General features: G+C 32.3%; 24 protein-coding genes and 1 other annotated feature (1 of these 25 only partly in view). Of the genes, 13 read left to right on the forward strand and 11 right to left on the reverse strand.

The window, feature by feature from the left end; translation table 11 throughout:
- Positions 1-38, reverse strand: a binding site (T-box leader) (it extends 166 nt beyond the left edge of the window).
- A 269-nt stretch (positions 39-307) separates the two neighbouring features.
- Positions 308-1,120 (forward strand): NAD(P)H-hydrate dehydratase, encoded by an 813-nt coding sequence (locus tag HMPREF2953_RS08080; protein ID WP_002454556.1) that lies wholly within the window; start codon positions 308-310, stop codon positions 1,118-1,120.
- Positions 1,121-1,168: 48 nt separating this feature from the next.
- On the opposite strand, the gene gyrA is transcribed toward HMPREF2953_RS08080, so the two are convergent.
- The 6 genes from gyrA to dnaA all read right to left on the reverse strand — a co-directional run bounded on the left by gyrA (position 1,169) and on the right by dnaA (position 10,300).
- Entirely contained in the window at positions 1,169-3,823 is a 2,655-nt protein-coding gene (gyrA, locus tag HMPREF2953_RS08085; RefSeq protein ID WP_070672772.1) for a DNA gyrase subunit A, read from the reverse strand.
- Positions 3,824-3,864: 41 nt separating this feature from the next.
- On the reverse strand, positions 3,865-5,799 hold the full coding sequence (gene gyrB / locus HMPREF2953_RS08090; protein WP_070672775.1) for a DNA topoisomerase (ATP-hydrolyzing) subunit B: 1,935 nt from the start codon (positions 5,797-5,799) through the stop codon (positions 3,865-3,867).
- A gap of 9 nt (positions 5,800-5,808) precedes the next feature.
- On the reverse strand, positions 5,809-6,924 hold the full coding sequence (gene recF, locus HMPREF2953_RS08095) for a DNA replication/repair protein RecF (RefSeq protein ID WP_070672778.1): 1,116 nt from the start codon (positions 6,922-6,924) through the stop codon (positions 5,809-5,811).
- Complete coding sequence (gene yaaA / locus HMPREF2953_RS08100; protein ID WP_172457903.1) at positions 6,921-7,163, reverse strand: S4 domain-containing protein YaaA; 243 nt, start codon at positions 7,161-7,163, stop codon at positions 6,921-6,923. Before yaaA ends, recF begins: the two co-directional genes overlap by 4 nt.
- A 361-nt stretch (positions 7,164-7,524) precedes the next feature.
- Positions 7,525-8,658: a DNA polymerase III subunit beta gene (gene dnaN / locus HMPREF2953_RS08105; protein WP_103288253.1), complete on the reverse strand. Its 1,134-nt coding sequence runs from the start codon at positions 8,656-8,658 to the stop codon at positions 7,525-7,527.
- Positions 8,659-8,947: 289 nt separating this feature from the next.
- Positions 8,948-10,300, reverse strand: a complete 1,353-nt coding sequence (dnaA, locus tag HMPREF2953_RS08110) for a chromosomal replication initiator protein DnaA (protein ID WP_049335792.1) — start codon at positions 10,298-10,300, stop codon at positions 8,948-8,950.
- A gap of 691 nt (positions 10,301-10,991) precedes the next feature.
- Between dnaA and rpmH the strand changes: the two genes are divergently transcribed.
- The 10 genes from rpmH (at position 10,992) to HMPREF2953_RS08160 (ending at position 19,099) form a co-directional block, all read left to right on the forward strand.
- Positions 10,992-11,129 carry a 50S ribosomal protein L34 gene (gene rpmH, locus HMPREF2953_RS08115; protein ID WP_000240855.1) on the forward strand — a complete coding sequence of 46 codons (138 nt, stop codon included), beginning with the start codon at positions 10,992-10,994 and terminating at the stop codon, positions 11,127-11,129.
- A gap of 97 nt (positions 11,130-11,226) precedes the next feature.
- Positions 11,227-11,571, forward strand: a complete 345-nt coding sequence (gene rnpA, locus HMPREF2953_RS08120) for a ribonuclease P protein component (protein ID WP_002488120.1) — start codon at positions 11,227-11,229, stop codon at positions 11,569-11,571.
- A gap of 140 nt (positions 11,572-11,711) precedes the next feature.
- Positions 11,712-13,091, forward strand: a complete 1,380-nt coding sequence (gene mnmE / locus HMPREF2953_RS08125) for a tRNA uridine-5-carboxymethylaminomethyl(34) synthesis GTPase MnmE (protein WP_070672780.1) — start codon at positions 11,712-11,714, stop codon at positions 13,089-13,091.
- A gap of 69 nt (positions 13,092-13,160) precedes the next feature.
- Positions 13,161-15,038 (forward strand): tRNA uridine-5-carboxymethylaminomethyl(34) synthesis enzyme MnmG, encoded by a 1,878-nt coding sequence (gene mnmG, locus HMPREF2953_RS08130; protein ID WP_002447946.1) that lies wholly within the window; start codon positions 13,161-13,163, stop codon positions 15,036-15,038.
- Positions 15,038-15,760, forward strand: coding sequence for a 16S rRNA (guanine(527)-N(7))-methyltransferase RsmG (gene rsmG, locus HMPREF2953_RS08135; protein WP_002447968.1), 723 nt, complete (start codon positions 15,038-15,040; stop codon positions 15,758-15,760). The genes mnmG and rsmG overlap by 1 nt, the downstream gene beginning before the upstream one ends.
- A 53-nt stretch (positions 15,761-15,813) precedes the next feature.
- A complete protein-coding gene (noc, locus tag HMPREF2953_RS08140) occupies positions 15,814-16,653 on the forward strand; it encodes a nucleoid occlusion protein (RefSeq protein WP_054105621.1) in 840 nt (279 codons plus the stop codon).
- Positions 16,654-16,823: 170 nt separating this feature from the next.
- On the forward strand, positions 16,824-17,186 hold the full coding sequence (locus HMPREF2953_RS08145) for a DUF3147 family protein (RefSeq protein ID WP_017175628.1): 363 nt from the start codon (positions 16,824-16,826) through the stop codon (positions 17,184-17,186).
- A gap of 18 nt (positions 17,187-17,204) precedes the next feature.
- Positions 17,205-17,600: a DUF3147 family protein gene (locus HMPREF2953_RS08150; protein ID WP_070672783.1), complete on the forward strand. Its 396-nt coding sequence runs from the start codon at positions 17,205-17,207 to the stop codon at positions 17,598-17,600.
- Positions 17,566-18,108 (forward strand): TetR/AcrR family transcriptional regulator, encoded by a 543-nt coding sequence (locus HMPREF2953_RS08155; protein ID WP_049335806.1) that lies wholly within the window; start codon positions 17,566-17,568, stop codon positions 18,106-18,108. Before HMPREF2953_RS08150 ends, HMPREF2953_RS08155 begins: the two co-directional genes overlap by 35 nt.
- A 415-nt stretch (positions 18,109-18,523) precedes the next feature.
- The gene (locus tag HMPREF2953_RS08160; RefSeq protein ID WP_017175631.1) at positions 18,524-19,099 is read left to right on the forward strand and encodes a helix-turn-helix transcriptional regulator; all 576 of its coding nucleotides are present in this window, start codon (positions 18,524-18,526) and stop codon (positions 19,097-19,099) included.
- A gap of 41 nt (positions 19,100-19,140) precedes the next feature.
- On the opposite strand, the gene HMPREF2953_RS08165 is transcribed toward HMPREF2953_RS08160, so the two are convergent.
- Genes HMPREF2953_RS08165 through HMPREF2953_RS08180 form a run of 4 tightly spaced genes read right to left on the reverse strand, consistent with a single transcriptional unit; the run spans position 19,141 to position 22,418 of the window.
- Positions 19,141-19,332, reverse strand: a complete 192-nt coding sequence (locus tag HMPREF2953_RS08165; RefSeq protein ID WP_019834699.1) for a VraH family peptide resistance protein — start codon at positions 19,330-19,332, stop codon at positions 19,141-19,143.
- A 26-nt stretch (positions 19,333-19,358) separates the two neighbouring features.
- The gene (locus HMPREF2953_RS08170) at positions 19,359-21,239 is read right to left on the reverse strand and encodes an FtsX-like permease family protein (RefSeq protein WP_070672786.1); all 1,881 of its coding nucleotides are present in this window, start codon (positions 21,237-21,239) and stop codon (positions 19,359-19,361) included.
- Complete coding sequence (locus HMPREF2953_RS08175; protein ID WP_070672789.1) at positions 21,229-21,987, reverse strand: ABC transporter ATP-binding protein; 759 nt, start codon at positions 21,985-21,987, stop codon at positions 21,229-21,231. The genes HMPREF2953_RS08170 and HMPREF2953_RS08175 overlap by 11 nt, the downstream gene beginning before the upstream one ends.
- 23 nt (positions 21,988-22,010) lie before the next feature.
- Positions 22,011-22,418 (reverse strand): YxeA family protein, encoded by a 408-nt coding sequence (locus HMPREF2953_RS08180; protein WP_049420442.1) that lies wholly within the window; start codon positions 22,416-22,418, stop codon positions 22,011-22,013.
- A gap of 205 nt (positions 22,419-22,623) precedes the next feature.
- Between HMPREF2953_RS08180 and lepB the strand changes: the two genes are divergently transcribed.
- Positions 22,624-23,196 (forward strand): signal peptidase I, encoded by a 573-nt coding sequence (gene lepB, locus HMPREF2953_RS08185; protein ID WP_002447986.1) that lies wholly within the window; start codon positions 22,624-22,626, stop codon positions 23,194-23,196.
- 234 nt (positions 23,197-23,430) lie between these two features.
- Here lepB and HMPREF2953_RS08190 read toward each other — a convergent pair whose 3' ends face one another.
- Positions 23,431-25,005 carry a BCCT family transporter gene (locus tag HMPREF2953_RS08190; protein WP_070672792.1) on the reverse strand — a complete coding sequence of 525 codons (1,575 nt, stop codon included), beginning with the start codon at positions 25,003-25,005 and terminating at the stop codon, positions 23,431-23,433.
- 184 nt (positions 25,006-25,189) lie between these two features.
- On the opposite strand from HMPREF2953_RS08190, the gene HMPREF2953_RS11680 reads away from it, so the two are divergent.
- Positions 25,190-25,528 (forward strand): GNAT family N-acetyltransferase (locus tag HMPREF2953_RS11680; RefSeq protein ID WP_256263327.1); only part of this gene is annotated, 339 nt, incomplete at its 3' end.

Raw genomic sequence — 25,528 nt, forward strand, 5'->3', positions numbered from 1 at the left:
AATACCCTTATGTTACTTAGCCTACGAACAATACTTTATTAACTTAATTTTAATATAGCAAAGTCATATATAATTTTCAAGCAGTTACCTTTTCCAAATATAACAAACTATATACGTTAATATCTATCAATTTTAGCATTTATAAATTTATTTAAAATAGTGTTGACGAAACGCTTAAGCAGGTATAATATTTTCTATTGTACTTAAAACGCACATGATATTTTCGCTTGTCTTAATAACTCATCATTTCATTGATTTAATATATAGAAGTTATGACTTTCGAATCTAAATAGGGAGGATTCATCATATGGAAACATTAACTAATGTGACAATTCCTAAACGTAATGACGAAACGCATAAAGGTGATTATGGAAAAATTCTTTTAATTGGTGGTAGTGCAAATTTAGGCGGAGCAATCATGTTAGCTGCACGTGCATGTCTTTTTAGTGGAAGTGGTTTAATTACTGTAGCCACACATCCTACTAATCATGCAGCCATTCATTCACGTTGTCCTGAAGCAATGGTAATAGATATTAATGATACTAAAATGTTAACAAAAATGATTGAGAATACAGATAGTATTTTAATTGGACCAGGTCTTGGCGTTGATTTCAAAGGAAATAATGCGATTACTTTCTTACTACAAAATATTCAACCTCATCAAAACTTAATTGTAGATGGTGATGCAATTACAATATTTTGTAAACTTAAACCTGATATTCCTACATGTCGTGTTATCTTTACACCACATCAAAAAGAATGGGAACGTCTAAGTGGTATTCCTATTGAAGAACAAACGTATGAAAGAAATAGAGAAGCTGTGGATAAATTAGGCGCTACTGTAGTACTAAAAAAACACGGTACAGAAATCTTCTTTAAAGATAAAGAATACAAATTACCAATTGGCACACCTGCAATGGCTACAGGTGGTATGGGTGATACATTAGCTGGTATGATTACAAGTTTTGTAGGTCAATTTAATAGCTTACAAGATGCCGTTACGAGCGCAACTTATATTCACAGTTATATTGGTGAAAAACTTTCTGAAAAAATGTACGTCGTGCCCCCTTCAAAATTAATTAATCAAATTCCTTATGTAATGAAAGAATTAGAAAGATAAATAATAAAAATAAGACTTCCCTATATGTGGGAAGTCTTATTTTTATATTTAATTCTGATCTGAATCATTCTCAATATCTTCATTTACACGATCCATGAAATCTTGTCTTACTTCAATGCGTTCATCATCTTCATCAGATTCAGTATGCAAAGCGTTACCAGGTGTCGTATCATCTATCACTTGTTCATTTGCACTTTCTGTCGTTTGGGCACTCGCATGTTCTGTTTGTTGTGCCGATTCAGTTGCAGCTTCATCTTCAGTTTTATCAATGACTTTCGCAACAGTTGATACGGCTTGATTATCGCCTAATTTCATTAATCGCACACCTTGTGTGGCACGGCCATTTTGAGAAATATCTTCAACTTGTAGTCGAATAATAATGCCACCATCCGTTACAATCATTAAATCTTCTTGACCGCTTACTGTTGTAATACATACAACATTACCATTACGTTCTGTAATTTTAGCTGTTTTTATACCTTTACCGCCACGATTAGATAAACGATATTCACTTACAGGTGTCCGTTTACCATAACCTTTTTCAGTAACAACTAGAACTTCATCTTCACTTTCAGCATAGGCTACGTCTAAACCTACGACTACATCATTTTCTCTTAGAGAAATACCTCTCACACCTGAAGCGGTACGACCTAGTGGGCGTAAACTATTTTCAGGGAATCGAATTAATGAGGCATGTGCTGTACCAAGTAAAATATCTTGTTTACCATCAGTAAGACGAACTGCGATCAATTCATCATCTTCTTTAAAGCCAATCGCAATTTTACCATTCTTATTAATATGAGAGAAGTTACTTAATGCAGAACGTTTAACAATACCTTTTTTAGTAGCAAAGACTAAGAAACTGTTCTCATCTTCTAAATCTCTTACGGCAATCATCGTACTAATCACTTCATCATTTTCAAGCTCAATCGCATTAATGACTGGAATACCTTTAGATTGACGAGATAATTCAGGTACTTCGTATCCTTTCAACTTATAAACACGGCCTTTATTCGTAAAGAATAAAACATTATCATGTGTACTTAATGTTACAAGTTGACTGACAAAGTCTTCTTCTAAGGTATTCATCCCTTGTACACCTCGTCCACCTCTGTTTTGTGAACGATATGTAGATACAGGTAAACGTTTAATATAGTTGTTATGACTTAAAGTGATGACGATTTGTTCTTCAGGGATTAAGTCTTCATCTTCTAAGTGATCTAAACCGCCCAATTGAATTTCAGTACGACGTTCATCACCGAAACGTTCTTTAATTTCTGTAAGTTCATCACGAACCAGTTGAAGTAATACATCTTCATTTGCTAAGATCTCTTCTAATTCTGCAATATAACTTAATAATTCATTATACTCATTTTCAATTTTATCGCGCTCTAACCCAGTTAAACGACGTAAACGCATATCTAAAATGGCTTGAGCTTGACGTTCAGACAATTTAAAACGTTCTTGCAATGTTTCCATCGCCACTTTATCTGTGTCAGACTCACGAATAATAGAAATAATTTCATCAATATGATCCAGCGCAATTCTTAAACCTTCTAAGATATGTGCACGATCTTTCGCTTTTTTCAAATTGTATTCTGTACGACGACGTACAACTGTTTTTTGATGTTCTAAATATTCAACAAGCGCTTCTTTTAAGTTAATTAATTTAGGTCGACCATTCACAAGGGCAATCATATTTACACCAAATGATGTTTGTAATGGTGTATGTTTATATAAATTATTTAAAATAACATTTGCATTGGCATCTTTACGTACATCAATAACAACTCTTACCCCTGTACGTAAACTTGTTTCGTCACGAAGATCTGTGATACCTTCAATTCTTTTCTCACGCGCTAATTCTGCAATTTTCTCAATCATTCTTGCTTTATTCACTTGATATGGAATTTCAGTCACAACAATACGCTGACGGCCACCGCCACGTTCTTCTATTGATGCACGTGCTCGCATTTGAATCGATCCACGACCAGTTTCATAGGCACGTCTAATGCCACTTTTACCTAAAATTAAGCCAGAAGTTGGAAAATCAGGACCTTGAATGTCTTCCATCAATTCTGAGATTGTGACATCAGGATTTTGACTTAAACGTAAGACGCCGTCAATGACTTCTGTTAAATTATGTGGCGGAATATTTGTAGCCATACCAACTGCAATACCTGAAGCGCCATTCACTAAAAGGTTAGGGAAACGAGAAGGTAAGACTTCGGGCTCTCTTTCTGTACCATCATAGTTATCTAAGAAATCAATAGTATCTTTATTGATATCACGTAACAGTTCTAATGTGATTTTGGTCATTTTTGCTTCGGTATAACGCATTGCCGCAGCACCGTCACCATCCATTGAACCAAAGTTACCTTGACCATCAACAAGAGGATAACGATAGCTAAAGGTTTGTGCCATTCTTACCATAGCATCATAAATTGAAGAGTCGCCGTGTGGATGATATTTCCCCATAACGTCCCCAACAATACGTGCTGATTTTTTATAAGGTTTGTCTGGAGTCATTCCTTGTTCATTTAGACCATATAAAATACGACGATGTACAGGTTTTAAACCATCACGTACATCTGGTAATGCACGTGAAACGATAACGCTCATCGCATAGTCTAAAAATGATTCGCGCATTTCATTGGTTATATTTCTTTCATTAATTCTTGATTGTGGTAGAGAATCAGCCATCAAGATATCCTCCTTTTATAGTCAGTTCACATTAAGTTAAATTAGAAATCTAAATTAGCATAAACTGCATTATCTTCGATAAATTGTCTACGATTTTCAACAACGTCACCCATTAACATTTCAAATGTTTGATCCGCTTCTACTGCATCTTCAAGTTTTACTTGTAACATCATACGATTTTCAGGATTCATTGTTGTTTCCCATAATTGATCGGCATTCATTTCACCTAAACCTTTGTAACGAGAAATTTGCCATTTTGGAGTAGGATTTAGTTCAACTTTTAATTTATCCAATTCACGATCGTTAAAGACGTAATATTTTTGTTTACCTTGTGTTAGCTTATACAATGGTGGTTGAGCGATGTATACATACCCAGCCTCAATTAATGGACGCATAAATCTGTAGAAGAATGTAAGTAATAATGTACGAATATGCGCACCATCTACATCAGCATCTGTCATGATAACAATCTTATGATAACGGGCTTTAGAAATATCAAACTCGCCACCTATGCCTGTACCAAATGCTGTAATCATTTGACGGATTTCATTGTTATTTAAAATACGATCTAAACGTGCTTTTTCCACATTTAATATTTTACCTCTCAACGGTAAAATCGCTTGTGTTTTTGAGTCACGACCTTCTTTTGTAGACCCCCCGGCAGAGTCACCCTCAACTAAGAAGATTTCACTTTCGTCAGGATTTTTACTTGAACAGTCTGCCAGTTTACCCGGTAAACTTGAAATTTCTAATGCTGATTTACGTCGTGTCACTTCACGCGCTTTTTTAGCTGCTACACGTGCTCTTGACGCCATGATTCCTTTTTCAACAATGATTCTTGCAACATTTGGATTCTCATATAAAAAGCGTTCAAAGTGTTCTGAAAATAATCGATCAACGATTTGACGTACTTCAGAGTTACCTAATTTCGTCTTCGTTTGACCTTCGAATTGTGGATTACCATGTTTTACAGAGACGACTGCTGTTAAACCTTCACGTGTATCTTCACCTGAAAGTCGTTCTTTATCATCTTTAATAATCTTACTTTGAGTCCCATAACTGTTTAAGACACGTGTAAGTGCACGTTTAAAGCCATCTTCATGTGTACCACCTTCATATGTGTGGATATTATTCGCATAGGATAATAAGTTTGTAGCATAACCGCTATTGTATTGTATTGCAATTTCTACTTCGATATCATCTTTTGACTGATGAATATAAATAGGTTCGTCATGAATAGGTTCTTTATTTTCGTTCAGTAATTCAACGTAAGATTTAATACCACCTTCATAATGATATGTGTCTTCACGTTGTTCTTCATCTTCACGTTCGTCTCTTAGTGTAATTGAAATACCTTTATTTAAGAATGCTAATTCTCTAATACGTTTTTGAAGTGTTTCATAATTATAAACTGTTGTTTCTGAAAAGATTTCACTATCTGCTTTAAAGCGAATCACTGTACCTGTTTTATCCGTACTGCCTATTTCTTTAAGATCAAATTGAGGCACGCCTTTTTTGTATGCTTGATGATAAATTGTTTCATTACGGTGTACATACACTTCTAAATCTTGTGATAACGCATTTACTACAGATGAACCTACACCATGTAGTCCACCAGATACTTTGTATCCGCCACCACCGAATTTACCTCCGGCATGAAGCACAGTAAGAATAACTTCTACTGCGGGACGTCCCATTTTTTCTTGAATATCTACAGGAATACCACGACCATTGTCAGTCACTTTAATCCAGTTGTCATTCTCAATCACTACTTCAATTTGATTCGCATATCCAGCTAGCGCTTCGTCAATACTGTTATCAACGATTTCCCATACCAAATGATGCAAACCTCTTTCTGAAGTTGAGCCAATATACATACCAGGACGTTTACGTACCGCTTCAAGTCCTTCTAATACCTGTATTTGTCCAGCACCATAATTATCTGTGTTGTTTACATCTGACAATGTATTCACCATCACTTTCTATTACTTAATAATTTCACCTTGATTAATTCGGTAAAGTTTCGCATTATTCATGATTTCATGATCAATACCGTCTACCGATGTAGTTGTTACGAATGTTTGTACTTTATGTTGAATTGTACTGAGTAAATGCGTCTGACGAGAATCATCAAGTTCACTTAAGACATCATCTAATAATAAAATCGGATATTCTCCGACTTCAATGTTCATTAATTCTATTTCTGCTAGTTTAATTGATAAAGCGGTTGTTCTTTGTTGACCTTGAGATCCATATGTTTGGGCATCCATGTCATTCACATTAAATCCTAAGTCATCTCTATGTGGACCATATAAACATACTGCTCTATCCATTTCACGTTGTTGATATTCATTCAATAACGTGATGACTTCATCTAATAATTCACTTTTATTTTTACTTGTATCGCTAAGTTTAATACTTGGTAAATATTTTAGAGATAATGTTTCACGTTGGTTCGTAATACCAGCGTGGATAGGTTGCGCTAAAGTCTCTAATTCTTCAATAAATTGCTCACGTCTTAAAGTGACATTAAGTGCATATTGTGCAAATTGTTGATTTAAAACCTCTAGCATCGTTTTATCTGTTTTTTGACCAAGTTGTAACTGCTTAAGATAATTATTTTTTTGTTTGAGAATACGTTGATATTGAGCTAAATCGTTAAGATATATTGCAGAAATTTGCCCTAATTCCATATCTATAAATCGTCTTCTAATTTGAGGAGAACCTTTAACAATATTTAAATCTTCAGGTGCAAAAAGAACCACATTTAGATGTCCAACATACTGTGTTAGTCGACTTTGTTCCAAGTGGTTCACTTTAACTTGTTTACCTTTTTTAGTTATATACATCGTTAATGGCATGATTCCGTGTCTATAACTTAACTCACCCTCTATTTTAGCATACTCAGAGTTAAACCGTATAAATTCCTTGTCATTGGAGGTTCGGTGACTTTTAGCTAAAGCAAGGACGTAAATTGATTCAAGTAAATTTGTCTTTCCCTGTGCATTTTCTCCAATAAGAATATTCACTTCAGGATGACAATTTAACGTAACCGCTTCATAGTTGCGATAGTTTTCTAATTGGAGTGTTTTAAGCTTCATTGCTCACCTTGATGAATAATAATAAATGAATCGATATCTGGAATATCAGGGAAGTCGATACGATCTTGGTCAGCTAACTTTTTTCCACGACGTGTTTCACGTTCGCCATTTAATAAAACGTCGTAATCTTGTAAGAACCATTTTGCTTGTCCACCTGATTCAATAATCCCTTCTGTTTTAAGAAATTGACCTAACGTAATCTCGCCTTCAACTGTTACTTCTTGAACCAAAATAATCACTCCATTTCTTTATATATCATTACTATATTATACCTTTTTTAAGAATAAATTTCATTTAAAATGAAGTATGAAACCGTTTACTTTTAAATAAGTTTTTGTTATTTTAATTTGTTATGTAAAAAATAGATCATTTTTTGAAATTATGACAAAAGTAATCAGAGATAATATCTCAATTTTTAATTTTAAGGCCTATTTTAGCGAATATAATGAGTCGTGGATAAAAAACATCGTTTTACTTAATTTAGCTTCATTATGAACCTCTGAGATAGTTTAAAATCAATGTTTTAATGAATTAAAAAAATAGAACAGCAATTCAATAAGAATTCTGTTCTACTTTAACTTTTTAATTAATCTTTAATCACTAGTATGTTCTAATTGGTAAAATGAGTTGAGTGACTGAATCATCTGCTTTTGGTTTTAAGATAAATGGTTTCATCGTACCAAAGAATTCTACTTCAACTTCCTCATTATCAATTGCTTTTAATGCGTCCATCATATATTTTGAGTTGAATGAAATTTTCAAATTGCCACCTTCAACATCAGTTGCTGTAACTTCTTCTTTGACTGTACCGATTTCTGGGGATGTAGATGATAATTCTATAACCTCATTTCCAGTACTTAATTTAATTACGTTATTTCCACCTTCACGTGCAAGTAATGACGCACGATCTATCGCATGATAGAATTCACCGTTATCTAATCCTAATTTGATTTCATAGTTTTCAGGGAAAAGACGTGTTGTATCAGGATAGTGACCTTCTAATAAACGTGAAATAAAGTTCACGTTACCGACCTTGAACAATACTTGATTAGAGGCAAAGAAGATATCAATGTCTTCATCGTTATCACTCATAATTTTATTTAATTCAGATAATGCTTTACCTGGAATAATAACATTTTTGTTTTCCGATTCATCTTCAAGCTTTAATTTTCTTACAGCCAAACGATGTGAATCAGTAGCGGTGCATATTAATTCATTATCTTGTATAAGCCAGTTCACACCAGTTAAAACTGGGCGTGTTTCTGAGGTGGACACTGCAAAGTTTGTTTGCGCAATGATGTTTTTAAGTACTTTTACAGATAATTGAATGGCATCATCACGTGATACTTGTGGTAACAATGGATATTGTTCAGGATCTAAACCACTTAAATTAAATTCTGAATGTCCTGATGTGATAAGCGTTTGGAACTGTTCATTTGTTGATAATTTAACGTCTTTGCCTGGTAATTTTTTAATGATGTCGACAAAGAAACGACCAGGAAGAACCACTGATCCAGTTTCAGTAATGTCAACAATATTTTCTCCATCTACTTGTTTAGGAATTGTGATTTCAATTGAAATTTCTGAGTCAGAACCAGTTAAGATAACGTTATTATCTTTAGCATCAATCTTGATACCTGTTAAAATTGGTAAAGTTGTTCTTGGTGAGATTGCCTTTAATGTATCATTCAATTGCGTAATAAAGTAATCTCTTTTTATTGTAAATTCCATTATTAATTTAAACTCCTTCCAGTCGTTTATACTTAAATTATATAGGTTTTAAAATCATAGTAATAGTAGTAGGGCTTGTGGATTAGTGGATATCTCATGAAACGCCTTTTATATCAAAGTTATACACATGTGGATAAGTTGTTAATGATGTGTATTACTTTTTCACATTATCCACAATTTAACACTTCCTAGATTCTTGCTCTATTTATAAAATTTTTTAGAAGAACAGTCATCTTTGATATTGAATGTCATATTTTAGCAATACTGTTATATAACAGATTCATATTTCCTATTACTGTTTACGTATTTCCTTTTCTAAATCTTCGACTTCTTGCTTGAAAATTGAATCCGCCTTAATATCATTCGAAATTTTTTCGTGTGCGTGAATAACTGTAGTATGATCGCGTCCTCCAAATTCCTCACCAATTTTTGGTAATGAAAAATCAGTTAATTCTCTAGATAGATACATTGCGATTTGTCGTGGATAGGCAATCGATTTTGTTCTTTTCTTAGCGCTAAAATCTTCGATGCGTACATTGTAATAATGTCCAACTACTTTTTGAATATCTTGAATCGAGATTTTTTTAGATTTAGGAACTTGAATGATATCTTTTAATGCTTCAGCAGCAAGCTCTGTTGTAATCGGTTTACCTTGTAATTTTGAATAAGCAAGTAAACGTGTTAAAGCTCCTTCAAGTTCACGAATATTTGATTGAATTTGATTTGCAATATAATTCAATGCTTCTGCTGGAATTTCTAAGTTCTCTTCTTCGATTTTTTTCTGCAAGATGGCCATGCGTGTTTCATAATCTGGCGGTGTGATATCAACAATGAGACCCCATTCAAATCGAGAACGTAAGCGATCTTCAAGTTTTGCTATTTCTTTAGGCGGACGATCACTTGAAATAACAATTTGCTTTTTATTTTGATGTAATTCATTAAATGTATGGAAAAATTCTTCTTGTGTTTGTTCTTTATTTTGAATGAATTGAATATCATCAATTAATAATACATCGATATTTCTATATTTTTCTCTAAATGCTTCAGGTTCATTGTTACGAATGGATTTAATAAAATCATTTGTAAACTTTTCGCTTGAAGTATACAGCACTTTGGCATTCGGTTTATTACTTAGTACGTGATGACCAATGGCATGCATTAAATGCGTTTTCCCTAATCCTACGCCCCCATAGATAAATAATGGATTATAAGCTTGTGCAGGTGCTTCAGCTACAGCTAAGCTTGCTGCATGTGGGAAGCGGTTGCCAGGCCCAATCACAAATGTATCAAACGTATTATGCATATTAAATTGATCCATATCATCATGACTATCATCAATGGCAGAGGTTTTTTTTGCAGTATTTGATTGTTTACGGCTCGTTTCGTCAAGTTCAGCAAGTTGTTCAGCAGTGTAAAATTTTGGATCAACTTCATAACCAATGATGTCTTTCATAATTGTTTGAATTACATCTTTATAATTTGAGTTTAACCAATCAGCGTAAAACTCATGAATAACAAAGATGTAAGCAACATTGTCGCGAATTTCTTTAAGTTCAGTGTCTTTTAAAAACGTATTAAACGTTGTTTTCGAAATCTCTGACTCAGCTACTTCTAATACCTTTTTCCAAATTTCTTGTTCCGACATATATAAACTCCATCTTTCTATAAATTTAAGACTTATACACAGTTTTTATAAGCGTGGATAAAAATAATCACAGCATGTTAATAATTATCCACAAGTTAATCACATTCGGTGGATAACTTTATATATGCTATGATTTATACACAGTAAAAACACGTATAGAATTTATAAAAAAATCCTATAAGATAAATGATTCAGACGACTTATCCACACAATTATACTTTTTAACTGCAATAGATGTCAAATGGCTGTGAATATGTTTGTAAATTTGGTATAAATCTGTGAATATGCTATTGATTATCCACAAAAAATTAAATACTATATGTGAATAAGTGGATAAAAAATGATACCATAATTCAATGTACTATAACAGGTTTGGGAAATAATTTATAAACGTGTATTAAATATGTATAAAATTGAGAAGCTACTGAATCAATGAAATGTATAAATATTAAAAATGAAAATGATATAACTAAAAGACATTCTTGAAAATCATTAATTGGTTTCAAAAGCTGCTTGCTTTATAAATGGTAATTTGTTATATTGTAGTAGTTGCTTGAATTATGACTAGATAAAATCGAATTAAATCGAAATTATTTGATATTAAAAATTATCATTTATCTATTAAAATAGTCAGGTTCATTAGAAGTAGATGTAGTGAACGCGATATAATATGTAGATGGAGGTGTTTTGCATGGTAAAACGTACTTATCAACCAAATAAACGTAAACATAGTAAAGTTCATGGTTTCAGAAAACGTATGAGCACTAAAAATGGCCGTAAAGTTTTAGCGCGTCGTCGTCGTAAAGGCCGTAAAGTTTTATCAGCATAAGATCACTGACTTCTCAGTGGTCTTTTTTTTCGTTTTAAACAAATACATTTTAATAGATCAATGTAACATAAGAACAATGTAAGCGAGTGATTTAAGCATGGAGAAAGCTTATCGTATAAAAAAGAACAGTGATTTCCAAAAAATCTATAAGAAGGGAAAATCTGTAGCCAATAGACAATTTGTTGTGTATACATTAAAAAATGAGTATGAACATTTTCGTTTAGGCATTAGTGTTTCTAAGAAAATCGGAAATGCTGTAACTCGAAATCGTATTAAGCGTGCCATTAGAGAAAACTTTAAAGTGCATAAGCAAGATATGATTTCAAAAGATATTATTGTAATAGCGAGACAACCTGCTAAAAATATGTCAACTTTAGAGATTCAAGGCAGTTTAGAACATGTATTGAAAATAGCAAAGGTATTTAATAAGAGAATTAAATAAAGTTAGACTGGCGGAAGTCTAATGTTAGACAAACCGAAGACTAACCAGTAGATTATAAAACAATATATTCGCAATTTAATTAGAAACTTATTACAATATTATATTGAAATTTTACTTAACTAGGGAGGCGAGAATGGATAATGGATTTTGATACAATTACAAGTATTTCAACTCCAATGGGAGAAGGTGCAATTGGTATTGTACGGTTGTCTGGTCCAGAAGCGGTTGAAATAGGTGATAAGTTATATAAAGGAAAGAAACAATTAAAAGATGTTCCATCACACACTATTAATTACGGCCATATTATAGATCCTGAGACAGATGAAGTTGTAGAAGAAGTGATGATTTCAGTTTTACGTGCACCAAAGACCTTTACACGTGAAGATATTATTGAAATTAATTGTCATGGGGGTATTTTGACAATTAATCGTATACTAGAACTTACCATGACACATGGCGCTAGAATGGCGGAACCTGGCGAATATACTAAGCGTGCGTTTTTAAATGGCCGAATTGACTTATCTCAAGCAGAAGCAGTCATGGACTTCATTCGTTCTAAAACGGATAGAGCCTCTAAAGTTGCAATGAATCAAATTGAAGGTCGTTTGAGTGATTTAATTAAACGACAACGTCAATCGATATTGGAAATTCTTGCCCAAGTTGAAGTGAACATTGATTATCCAGAATATGATGATGTTGAAGATGCCACAACGGAATTTTTACTTGCGCAGTCTAAAAAAATTAAAAATGAAATTGATCAATTATTAGAAACGGGTACTCAAGGTAAGATTATGAGAGAAGGATTATCTACAGTGATTGTCGGTAAACCGAATGTAGGTAAATCTTCAATGTTAAATAATCTTATTCAAGATAATAAAGCCATTGTCACTGAAGTAGCTGGAACAACTCGAGATGTATTAGAAGAATACGTTAATGTACGTGGTGTCCCATTAAGACTTGTTGATACAGCAGGTATTCGTGATACTGAAGATATTGTAGAAAAAATAGGCGTAGAGCGCTCACGTAAAGCATTAAGTGAAGCGGATTTAATCCTTTTTGTATTAAATAACAACGAGCCTTTAACTGAAGAAGATCGTACATTATATGAAGTCATAAAAAATGAAGATGCGATTGTTATCGTTAATAAAACAGATTTAGATCGTCGATTAGATATTGAAGAAGTTAAAACTATGATAGGGGACACACCACTTATTCAAACATCAATGTTAAAACAAGAAGGTGTCGACGAATTAGAATTACAAATCAGAGATTTGTTCTTTGGTGGAGAAGTACAAAATCAAGATATGACTTATGTTTCAAACTCTAGACATATCTCACTTTTAAAACAAGCAAGACAAACAATTCAAGATGCTATTGATGCAGCTGAAGCTGGTATTCCTATGGATATGGTTCAAATTGATTTAACTCGTACATGGGAATTATTAGGAGAAATTATTGGAGAATCAGCAAGTGATGAATTAATTAATCAGCTATTTAGTCAGTTCTGTTTAGGTAAATAATAAAAATTAAGACGGTCAGTAGTCTAAAATGAATAATAATAATTAAGGAAAAATAGGGAGGTCAATTCAATGGTTCAAGAATATGACGTAATTGTTATTGGTGCCGGTCACGCTGGAATTGAAGCGGGATTAGCTTCAGCAAGACGTGGTGCTAAAACGTTAATGTTAACCATTAACTTAGATAATATCGCCTTTATGCCATGTAACCCATCAGTCGGTGGCCCAGCAAAAGGAATAGTAGTACGTGAAATCGACGCATTAGGTGGCCAAATGGCTAAAGCCATTGATAAAACACATATTCAAATGCGTATGCTTAATACTGGTAAAGGTCCAGCAGTTCGTGCATTACGTGCTCAAGCTGATAAAGTGCTTTATCAACAAGAAATGAAACGTGTCATTGAAGATGAAGATAACTTAGATATCATGCAAGGCATGGTAGACGAATTATTGATTGAAAATGATGAAGTTAAAGGTGTACGTACGAATATAGGTACAGAGTATCATGCGAAAGCTGTTGTCATCACGACAGGTACATTTTTACGTGGAGAAATCATTTTAGGTAATATGAAATATTCAAGTGGTCCAAACCATCAACTTCCATCTATTTCATTAGCTGATAACTTAAGAGAACTTGGGTTTGAAGTTGTGCGTTTTAAAACAGGTACACCGCCACGTGTGAATTCTAAAACAATCGACTATTCTAAAACTGAGATTCAACCTGGTGATGACGTTGGTCGTGCGTTTAGTTTTGAAACTACCGAATATATTTTAGACCAACTACCTTGTTGGCTCACGTATACAAATGATCGTACACATAAAGTCATTGATGATAATTTACATTTATCAGCCATGTATTCAGGTATGATTAAAGGTACAGGTCCACGTTATTGTCCATCTATTGAAGATAAATTTGTACGTTTCAACGACAAACCACGTCATCAACTTTTCTTAGAACCTGAAGGACGTAATACGAATGAAGTTTATGTGCAAGGCTTATCAACCAGTCTTCCTGAACATGTTCAACGCCAAATGTTGGCTACTATTCCAGGTCTTGAAAAAGCAGATATGATGCGTGCAGGTTACGCGATTGAATATGATGCGATTGTGCCAACACAATTATGGCCAACATTAGAAACTAAAATGATTAAAAACTTATACACTGCAGGGCAAATTAATGGTACATCTGGTTATGAAGAAGCAGCAGGCCAAGGCATTATGGCAGGTATTAATGCTGCAGGTAACGTATTAGGTACAGGCGAAAAAATTCTAAGTCGTTCAGATGCTTATATTGGTGTCTTAATTGATGATTTAGTAACAAAAGGAACGAATGAGCCTTATCGTTTATTGACTTCTCGTGCTGAATATCGCTTATTATTACGTCATGATAATGCCGACTTACGTTTAACTGATATTGGTTATGACTTAGGCATGATTTCTGAAGAACGTTATGCACGTTTTAATGATAAACGTCAACAAATTCAAGATGAAATTGACCGTTTATCAAATATCCGTATTAAACCGAATGAACATACGCAATCTGTGATTGAAGCTCATGGTGGTTCTCGCTTAAAAGATGGTATCTTAGCCATTGATTTATTGCGCCGTCCTGAAATGACGTATAATACAATTTTAGAGATATTAGAAGAAACGCATCAGTTACCAGAAGCGGTAGAAGAACAAGTTGAAATTCAAACGAAATATGAAGGTTACATCAATAAATCATTACAACAAGTTGAAAAAGTTAAACGTATGGAAGAAAAGAAAATTCCAGAAGACTTAGATTATAGTAAAGTGGATAGTTTAGCTACTGAAGCACGAGAAAAATTATCAGAGGTTAAACCATTAAATATTGCGCAAGCATCACGTATTTCAGGTGTTAATCCTGCAGATATTTCTATCTTACTTGTATATTTAGAACAAGGTAAATTACAAAGGGTGAAAAATTAATGAGTGGCATCGAATGGTTAACAAAAGCGTTAAGTGAGCAAGGTATTGAATTAACAGATCAACAACAACAACAATTTCAAACCTATTATCGTTTGCTTGTTGAATGGAATGAAAAAATGAATTTAACAAGTATTACTGATGAGCATGAAGTTTACTTGAAACATTTCTATGATTCTATTACAGCTGGATTTTACTATGATTTTAATCAGCCATTAACACTTTGTGATGTAGGGGCTGGCGCTGGATTTCCAAGCATTCCTTTAAAAATTGTTTTTCCAGAATTGAAAGTTACCATTGTCGATTCATTAAATAAACGTATTCAGTTTTTAAATCATTTAGCAGTTGAACTTGGATTAACCCAAGTAAGTTTTGTTCATGATCGAGCAGAAACATTTGGTAAAGGTGTCAATAGAGAAACATATGATGTGGTAACAGCACGTGCAGTGGCAAGACTTACTGTTCTAAGTGAGTTGTGTTTGCCGTTAGTTAAAAAAGGCGGCCAGTTTATTGCATTAAAGTCTGCAAAAGGTGAAGAAGAATTAGCAGAAGCACAATTTGGTATAAGCATCTTAGGTGGAGCGTTTAGTGATTCTTACACGTTTGATTTACCAGAAGATGCAGGTGAACGACAAATGATTATAGTTGATAAGCGCCGTCAAACACCTAAAAAATATCCTAGAAAACCTGGTACGCCTAATAAAGCTCCTTTATTAGAAAATTAATCAATTTTTCGGTTACTCATGTTAAAATTGATTTTAAGAGGAGTGAATGGACAATGAAAAAACCTTTTTCTAAACTATTTGGTTTAAAAAATAAAGAAGACATCGTTGATTATATTGAAGAAAATCGTCATTCAAGTGTGGAATCCATTCAAATAGAGCGTATCGTACCTAACCGTTATCAACCGCGCCAAGTGTTTGATTCAAGTAAAATTACAGAACTTGCTGAGTCGATAGAAGAACATGGGTTATTACAACCCATTGTCGTTCGACCTATAGAAGAGAATATGTATGAAATTATTGCTGGTGAACGACGATTTAGAGCATTACAATCCTTGCATCAATCTAAAGCAGACGTCATTATTCGTCATATGAATGATGAAGAAACTGCTGTAGTCGCCCTTATTGAGAATATCCAACGTGAAAATTTATCTGCAATAGAAGAAGCCGAAGCGTATAAAAAGTTACTTGACATTGGACAAACCACTCAAAGTGAGTTAGCGCAAAGTCTTGGAAAAAGCCAAAGTTTTATTGCTAATAAATTACGCCTACTTAAATTAGCACCAAAAGTAATTGTACGATTACGTGAAGGTAAAATTACAGAACGCCATGCACGCGCAGTATTATCCTTAAAAGAAGCGGATCAAGAACAATTGATTGAACAAGTTATTGCTCAAAAATTGAATGTTAAACAGACAGAAGCTCGTGTGAAACAAAAATTAGGCCCTGAAAAAGTAAAAGCAAAAACATTCCAATTTGCTAAAGATTTGACACAAGCACGTGATGAAGTTGGTAAGAGTATTCAAGCCATTGAAGACTCAGGTATTCATGTTGAACATCGTGATAAAGATCACGATGATTATTATGAAATTAAAATAAAACTATATAAACGTTAATGACTAAAAGAACAGGTAGAATGAATGTTGCATTCAGCATCCTGTTCTTTTTTTATCAATTATTTTATAATAATGGATTTTTTATTTCATATTTACATAGTTTGAAAATAGAATTACAATATTAATAAACGAAACGTATCGTTTAATAATTAAGGTAAGAAGGGTTTCATGTGTTCGGAATATCAATTTCAAGTGCGATACTTCATTTTGTGATTGGAGGTATCGCTGTTGCCTTTGCATCGATTATGGCTGAGAAAGTAGGAGGGAAAATGGGTGGCATTATTGCGACTATGCCGGCAGTCTACCTAGCAGCTATTATTGCTTTAGCCATAGATCATCGAGGAGAACGGCTGATTCAAATGTCGATACATCTTAGTTCAGGAGCTATAATAGGTATTATTTCTTGCATTATTACAGTATTTATTACGTCGATTTATATAAGTAAACGAGATTATAAAAAAGGTACAGCGTTTGCATTTATTTGTTGGTTAGTCATTTCAATTGCTATTTTTGCGGTACGACACATTTCTTAATATTTGGAGGATTTTTTAATGAAATTAACTTTTATCAAATTTCTCGTGGGTGGTTTAGCCGTTATGTTAAGTTATATTATTTCAGTTATTCTACCTTGGAAAGAATTAGGTGGCGTTTTTGCCACATTACCTGCAGTATTTCTTGTTTCTTTATTTATTACTGGTATGCAACATGGGGATGTCGTTGCCAAACATGTTAGTAGAGGTGCAGTTTTTGGTATGACAGGTGTATTATGTAGTATCTTAGCAACATGGGCAATGTTATATTCTACACATGAGTGGTTACTTAGTATTTTGGTTGGTTTTGTTGTATGGTTTATTAGTGCAGTAATTATCTTTGAAATTGTAGAATTTATTTCACGTTTAAGAAGGAGAAAAGATGGCTGGAAGACCGAAAGATCCAACAATCAATGAAAAAATATTTAAAGAAATTGATCAGTTATTAGAAACGACTTATTTTAGAGATATAACAATAGATCAAATTTCTGAAAATACAGGTGTTTCTAAAGCGACAATTTATAGACGTTGGAAAGATAAATCATCTATTATTGTCGATATGTTTGTCAGTCGAATCCACGTTTTTGAAAATGATTATAAAACGATGTACGAGGAATTGTATCATTTTCTAATAAGAATTATGAATATTTATCAAACTCATTTAGGTCGTGCTGTGATTGAAATATTAATTAGTTATCAACCATCTGAAGCACGTGACATATTTATGAAAGGTTATTTTGATAGCAATCGTAAAATATTGAAGACTATTATTTCTAAATATATTGACGAAGCGGACCAAGATTTATTTATTGATTTAATTTTTTCACCGATTTATTTTAATATATTGATTAAACCTCACGTCCTTAATGAAACTTATATTAAAAAGTTATTAAAAGTAATTTTAGATGCATATAATGTTGAATAGTAAAAATATTGAAACTATAAGAAATTAGAGTATAATTCTTATTCTTATATAACCCGTAGATGATTTTAATCTATGGGTTTTTTATTAATAATCAGTATTATACGATTTCGCTTTCCTAGGGGATAGTTTCAGTTTATGTCAACTCAAAGTCTTTTCATGTTTATTTATGATTAAGGTCTCAATCTTTAATTTGTCCTACCCCTTTAGGAGTTTCATTACCAATACTTTGCTTATATTTGTTCTAAAGATCTTAAAATATTGCGATATACTAAAATGTAAAACATTTTTTACACTAAAACTAAGATAATGTAAAAGAAAATTGATAGCTTTTTATTAGAAAAAACGCTTTTATAAATATAGTATTATGATTTTAAAAATTAAATAAAAATAGTTTAATTTATAACGAGGTGAATGAATGGATATCGGTCAACAAATAAGAAAATATCGAGAAAGAGATGAATATTCTCAAGAATACTTAGCGGAAAAATTATATGTTTCTAGACAGACAATATCAAATTGGGAAAATGAAAAGAGTTATCCAGATATTCATAATTTACTAGTAATGTGTGAGTTGTTTGATATCTCACTAGATGATTTAGTTAGAGGAGATTTAAATTCAAATAAACAAGAATCTATAAAAAGAAAAATGAACATTTGGTCGTTAGTTATGATTATTGGATTTACTTTGTCTTCTATACTTATAGGTCCTCTCTTATATTATTTTAATTCATGGGGATTTATAATAATTGCTATTCTTTTTTTAATTAGCTTTTATAGTGGTACTCAAATTGATAAAATTAAGTATAAATATAATTTAGATAACTACGATAGAATAGTAGCTTTTATGAATGGTAAAGATCCAAACGAAGTAAAATCTAGTGAAAAAAGGAATATATTTACTAGTATATTATCTTTTATTTTTATAGTGGGTTTATTTTTATGTATGTGTTATTTGAGTATATATTTAACAGAGATATTTTTAAAATATTAATGAAAGAGAAGCTCAATTCATTTTGAGCTTCTTTTTTTATTCTAATGGTTATTTTTTTCGTATCTTTTCAAAATATAGCCACCGCCAAGTAAGCCTACCGGCACACCAATAAATGGCGTTGTAATACTACTAGCAACTAATACTATCAGAGCTAACATGATACCATTAAACCAATTTACTTTTAAACTTAATAAATCGTCATATGCGTGTTGAATCATTTCTTTAATAGTCATTTTAACATGTCCTTTCAATCTATTATTTAAATGGCGTCTTTAATGATGCGTTCTGAATGAATGAACGAAATAACTGCAAATATCAGATATACAAGTGAATAGATAACCATGACAATGAAGATAGGTGTCAATGTATAATTGCCTATTAAGATCATAAATGCGTTTGCTGCAAAAAAGGCATGGAGTAAAGAAACAACTAATGGTAAACCGAAATTGAATATAATTTTTAAAGTTAATCCTTTTATCATATCTGTATTCGTAAAACCAATACGTCGCAGAATACGATAATTGTTTATTTCATCTTCAGTTTCATCCATTTGTTTAATATAAATAATGCAACCAGCTGCTACTAAAAATGCAAGACCTAAGAAAGAAGTGACAAATATAAGAATGCCATTACTTTCATCAATTGCTTTTTTGTTTTCACTTTTTAAAACTACATTTTGGTTTCCTTTTTTAGCTAATGTTTCAGCTTTTGAAAGATCACTATGATGCTTAATATTAAAACCATAATGATGTGTAAGTTGATTTTTTGTTTTTAAAGCATTATAGTTGTCTACACTGATTTTAAGTACTGGTCCACCCAGTGAAGCATCCATTGGAATGATTTCATTTAAATCTTTTTTATCTACATAAAATGTCTTTACTTGTTGTCCTTTTAGTTTTAAATCTTTATGAATTTGAACATTAAACATCATTGAAAGTGGACCTTGTAAATTTGTAATTGTAGCGTGATGACCTTTGATATGAGGATCAGCCATAATCGATATACTTTCATTTTGCATTGCATTACCCGTTTTACTTTTAATGACATCATTTTCAATAATATGGGTATTGGCATTTTCATACGTTTTTTTTGTATAGGGTATACCGTGTTGGTTAAGTTGATGTTCAAATTGTTGGGCCACCTTTACTTTAGTAAAGTTAATATCTTGAGGTGACGATGATTGAATATTAAAGTCAGCATTTGCTTTACTAATTGCTCCGAAACACAATATTGTTACTGTAACTGCTGAAATGACTGTAATAATAGTTAAAGACATCGCATTTTTCTTCATTCTATACATAATCGAAGATGTAAAGACGACATCAGTGATAGAGACACGACCCTGTTTTGATTTTTTTAAAGATTTAAAAATAATTGAAACTGAACTTCTGAAAAACAAATATGCGCCTGCTACAGTTAAGAATAAAATAATAAACGGTGTTAATAAGGCCATCGTTAATTCTTGAAATTTACCAAACATTTCTGTAGACATATAATAACCTAACATCATCATTATGAGTCCAAGAATACCAGCAATACATTCTGGCATGGTGATTTTCGCTTTTACTGCCTCTGTTTTCATACTGTCTTTCATCATAGAAAGTATGGTTCTTCGTTTTAAAAAGATCGCATTTTCTAACATAATTAAAATAAACGCTAACATTAGCATGATCATTGTTTGAATTAAAGCAGCTACTTCAAATCCTATAGATGCATGAATGTGTAAATGCATCAGTTTTATTAATATTGAAAGCAATAATTTTGAACCTAAAATACCAATAATAACGCCAATAATGCCTGTACTAATAAATAAAGTGATTTGTTCGATAGCAAGCATTCTAAGAATGTTACCACGTGTTAGTCCAATGAGTTCGAATAATGCAAATTCGCGTGTGCGACGTTTAATAAATAGATGGTTCGCATACATTAAGAAAATGATAATCGTAATGAATAAAAAAACTGAACCAACTTTTGCACCTTGATTGATTATTTTTGATGAACCATTATTTAAGCTATGTGTGTATTGTAATGTGACAAAACTAAAATATAAGATGATACTTAAGATTAATGAAAAAAGATATAATATATAATGTTTGATATTACCTTTTAAATTCTTTAATGTAATTTGATTAAACGTCATTTGCCACACCACCTAGGGCTGATTGTAATTGAATGATTTCATTATAAAATTTAGATTTTGTTTTACTTTGTTGATGAATGTCTGAATGAATATCGCCATCTTTTAACATAATGACACGTTGTGCAAAACTTGCTGCTGAAGGATCATGAGTAACCATAATAATCGTACTATTAAATTGTTTGTTCATATCTTCTAAGCGATGAAGTAAATCTTGTGCACTTTTCGAATCCAGTGCACCTGTGGGTTCATCTGCAAAAATGATGGATGGTTGATGTACAAAAGCACGTGCAGCAGCTGTACGTTGTTGTTGACCTCCAGAAATTTCACTAGGATATTTATCACTTAAATCATAAATATCAAGTGCCTCTGTGACATCTTGATAGTTTTTTTCCATTTCATCTTTTTTCATTTTTTGGACAGATAATGGCAACATAATATTTTCTTTAACTGTTAATGTAGGTAAAACGCTATAATCTTGGAAAATAAAACCAAGTTCTCTCTTACGAAATTGTGCTAATTTTTTATTAGACAACTGGTTTATCTCATTGCCACTGATTTCTACAGTACCGTCTGAAATGCTATCAATCGAACTGATAACATTAAGAAGGGTTGTCTTACCTGAACCAGATGGTCCCATAATGGCAACGAATTCTCCTTTATCGACTGAAAAGTTAATATCGTGTAGTGCTTTAAATTTTTGTTTCGTTCCATAAATTTTTGATACATGATTAACGTTTAAAATAGGCATGATTTTCATACTCCTTGTAAGTTTTATAATTTTTCTTTCGCTTTAATTGGAATGTCTGATTGTTTTACTTCTTTATATGATGTAATGGTGTGAGATTTTTCGCTTACAACTAAGTAATGATGTTGTTTTAATTTTTTAGACGCTGTGTAATCAATGTTTTTAGCTTTACCATCTTTGGTGTAACCTGTTTGATTGTAATGGTAGATATAGAAGTCTTTTTCCTTATCAACGACTTCCACTTTTGATGGTTTTTGAGTCTTAACATAATACTCATGTGTTGGTGCTAAGGGATTTAATTTATTCCAATCATTGATAGAACGATTGTTAGGATGTTGGTCTGAATATGCGTTTAATCCAAATAAACTACCTATAATGACTACAATAATGACAAGAATAGTTAATATGATTCTTAATAATAATTTCAATCTCATCACTCCTTATCTCTATTACACTTCTTATTTTAAAAGGGTGAATGAAGCGGTGCCTTTATCTAACCTTACAAAGTAAGAGGGATATCTTACGAATGTGAAAGATTCAAATAAAAATCAGTCGTAAGAAGAATGAAACGTGTTTGAAAAGTATGTATGATAGAGTAGAAGTAATCGAGAATAAGAAAAATGATAGGCGGGATGAAATGTGAAACGAGAAATCATGGAGTGGGTTATATCCATTGTAGTGGGGCTACTGGTTGTTATTGTAGTAACAAAGTTTATTGGCGAATCCTATACAGTATCTGGGTCTTCGATGTATCCAACGTTTCAAGATCGCAATAAAGTGATTATAAGTAAAATTTCTAAATCTATGAATCACATTGATAATGGTGATGTCGTTGTATTTCATGAAGATTCAAAACGTGATTTTATTAAACGTGTGATTGGTACACCAGGGGATACAGTAGAATATAAGGGAGACCAATTGTATGTAAATAATAAAAAAGTGTCTGAACCGTATTTAGATTACAATAAGAAACATAAACAAGGTCAATATTTAACAGGCTCATTTAAATCAAGTCAAATTAAAGGTTCAAATGGTGAAATGAAACTTCCTAAAGATAAATATTTAGTTTTAGGAGATAATAGACAAAATAGTATAGATAGCCGATTCGATGTTGTAGGTCTAGTAGATAAAAAACAACTTGTAGGTAAAGTTGTTTGGAGATATTGGCCATTTAATGAATGGAAAACTAACTTCAATCCAGGAACATTTTAAAAATAAAGTCACAACGAATGTCTTCAATTCGCTGTGACCTTTTATTTTATAGTAGAGTTTTAGAAGATATCTTATACAAACTACAAGAGTAGATAGAATTCATTTTGAATGTGTCGTCCCCAAAAAAGAGGACTAAAATTGAAAAAAGCTTGAGACAAATACATTTTTAATTCAATCATCGACTACCATCAATATATAAAGCCTGAGACGTTTAATGATGTCTCAAGTTCTGTCCTATTTAATTTTAGATTGTTGATTTGTGTTATTTTTAATATAGTCCTTTTTACGTTGATGATCAGGTTGTAAGGTTAAACCTAAGAATTTTCTTTCTTGATTTGCATCTTTGAAAAATGAAATCATCATTAAAATAACAACAAAACTAAATGGTAATGCTGAAATAATAGCAGCAGATTGCAGCGCATCTAGACCTGTCGATCCACCAGATAATAAAAGTACATAGGCAATCGCTGATAACATCACGCCCCAGACAATTTTAACAAAACCGGATGGATTTAAACGACCAAATGATGTTTGCATGCCTAATACAAATGTAGCTGAGTCTGCGGATGTAATAAAGAATGAGCCTACTAAGATAATAGCGATAAATGACAAAATTGTACCCATAGGCATTTCATTGAATATACCAAATAATTGTGTTTCAGGTGGCATACTAAAGATATGTTTAGATTGCTTACCAATTTCAATACCTGTAATACCGAAGGCTGTAAACCATAGCATACTAATAATTGTAGGAACACCTAATACTGCGATAACGAATTCACGGATCGAACGACCTTTTGAAATACGTGCAATGAAGATACCTACAAATGGTGACCAACTCATCCACCAGCCCCAATAATAAATCGTCCATGACTGTAACCATTCATGTTTTTGTGAGTTAAGTGGAGCAACATCAAAGCTATTAAAAATAAGAGTATTCAAATATTCACCAATTGAGAATGTAAACATATTCATAATTAAAATTGTAGGGCCTACAATAAGAATAATAATAAATAACATCGCAGCTAAAAGCATATTTAAATTACTTAAATACTGAATACCTTTGCTTAAGCCACTCCAAGCACTAATTAAGAATAAAACTGTAACAATAAGAATAATAATGCCTTGAATAAGTTTATTGTTTGGCACTCCAAATAAATAATTTAAACCACCGTTAATTTGCATGGCGCCAACACCAAGTGACACTGCAACCCCAATAATAGTAGCAAAAACGGCTAGAACATCTATAACAGTACCTAATGGACCTTCTACTTTATTTCCGAAAATAGGACGTAATGTACGAGAAATGAGTCCTAAGTCATTTTTTCTAAACTGTGTATATGCAAGAGCCAATGCAACAATACCGTAAACTGCCCAAGGATGTAGTCCATAATGTAAGAAACTTGAACGCATGGCTTCAGCTAGAGCAGCTTCTGTTTCTTTATTCGCTGTTGGCGGCGATAGATAATGTGAAATGGGCTCAGAAGATCCATAGAATACAAGTCCAATACCCATACCTGCACTAAATAGCATTGTTAACCATGAAATGGTATTAAATTCTGGTTTGTCATCAGGTTTTCCTAACTTAAGCTTTCCAATTGGATGAAAAATAAGTGTGATACAAAATATCAGAATAATGCTAATAAGTAGCATATAGTACCAACCAAACGTTTCTGTAATAAAACTTCCGATTGCTCCAGAAATTGAACCAAATTGATTAGGGAAGATGGCTCCAATAATTACCAGTAACCCTACAATAACTGAAGCAAAAATAAATACATTTGAAAACTGTTTAGATTTGTTTTCCATGTATTTAACTCCTTTCAAATTTAATAAAACAGATGTATAAAAGGTTAACATATATAGTTAAAAGAATAATGATTGATTTTAAAATTTTACAAATATTTAATAATTTTATGTTTTTAATGTATATAATTATGTTACTATATTTATAATTTATTGAATATTTTGAAAAATACAGGAGGTTTTAATTATGTTTGGATACCAAATTAATGACCACTTAAAATTAAAAATATTAGAAGAACGAGAAGCGGAACCATTATTTAAATTAGTAGATAGTAACCGCAAATATCTAGCGGAATTTTTACCTTTTGTCGAACATACAAAGCGGGTGGAAGATAGTAAACACTTTATCCATTCAGCTTTACAACAATTTATCGATGGTAATGGGTTTCATTGTGGAATATGGAGTGATAAAAAACTTATTGGTGTTATTGGATTACATTATTTAGACTTAGTTAATAAACGTACCTCAATTGGATATTATTTAGCTGAAGATTTCCAAAAGAAAGGCATCATGACTAGATGCACT

Origin of the sequence: Staphylococcus sp. HMSC072E01 (assembly GCF_001814125.1) — a bacterium.
GTDB lineage: Bacteria > Bacillota > Bacilli > Staphylococcales > Staphylococcaceae > Staphylococcus > Staphylococcus hominis.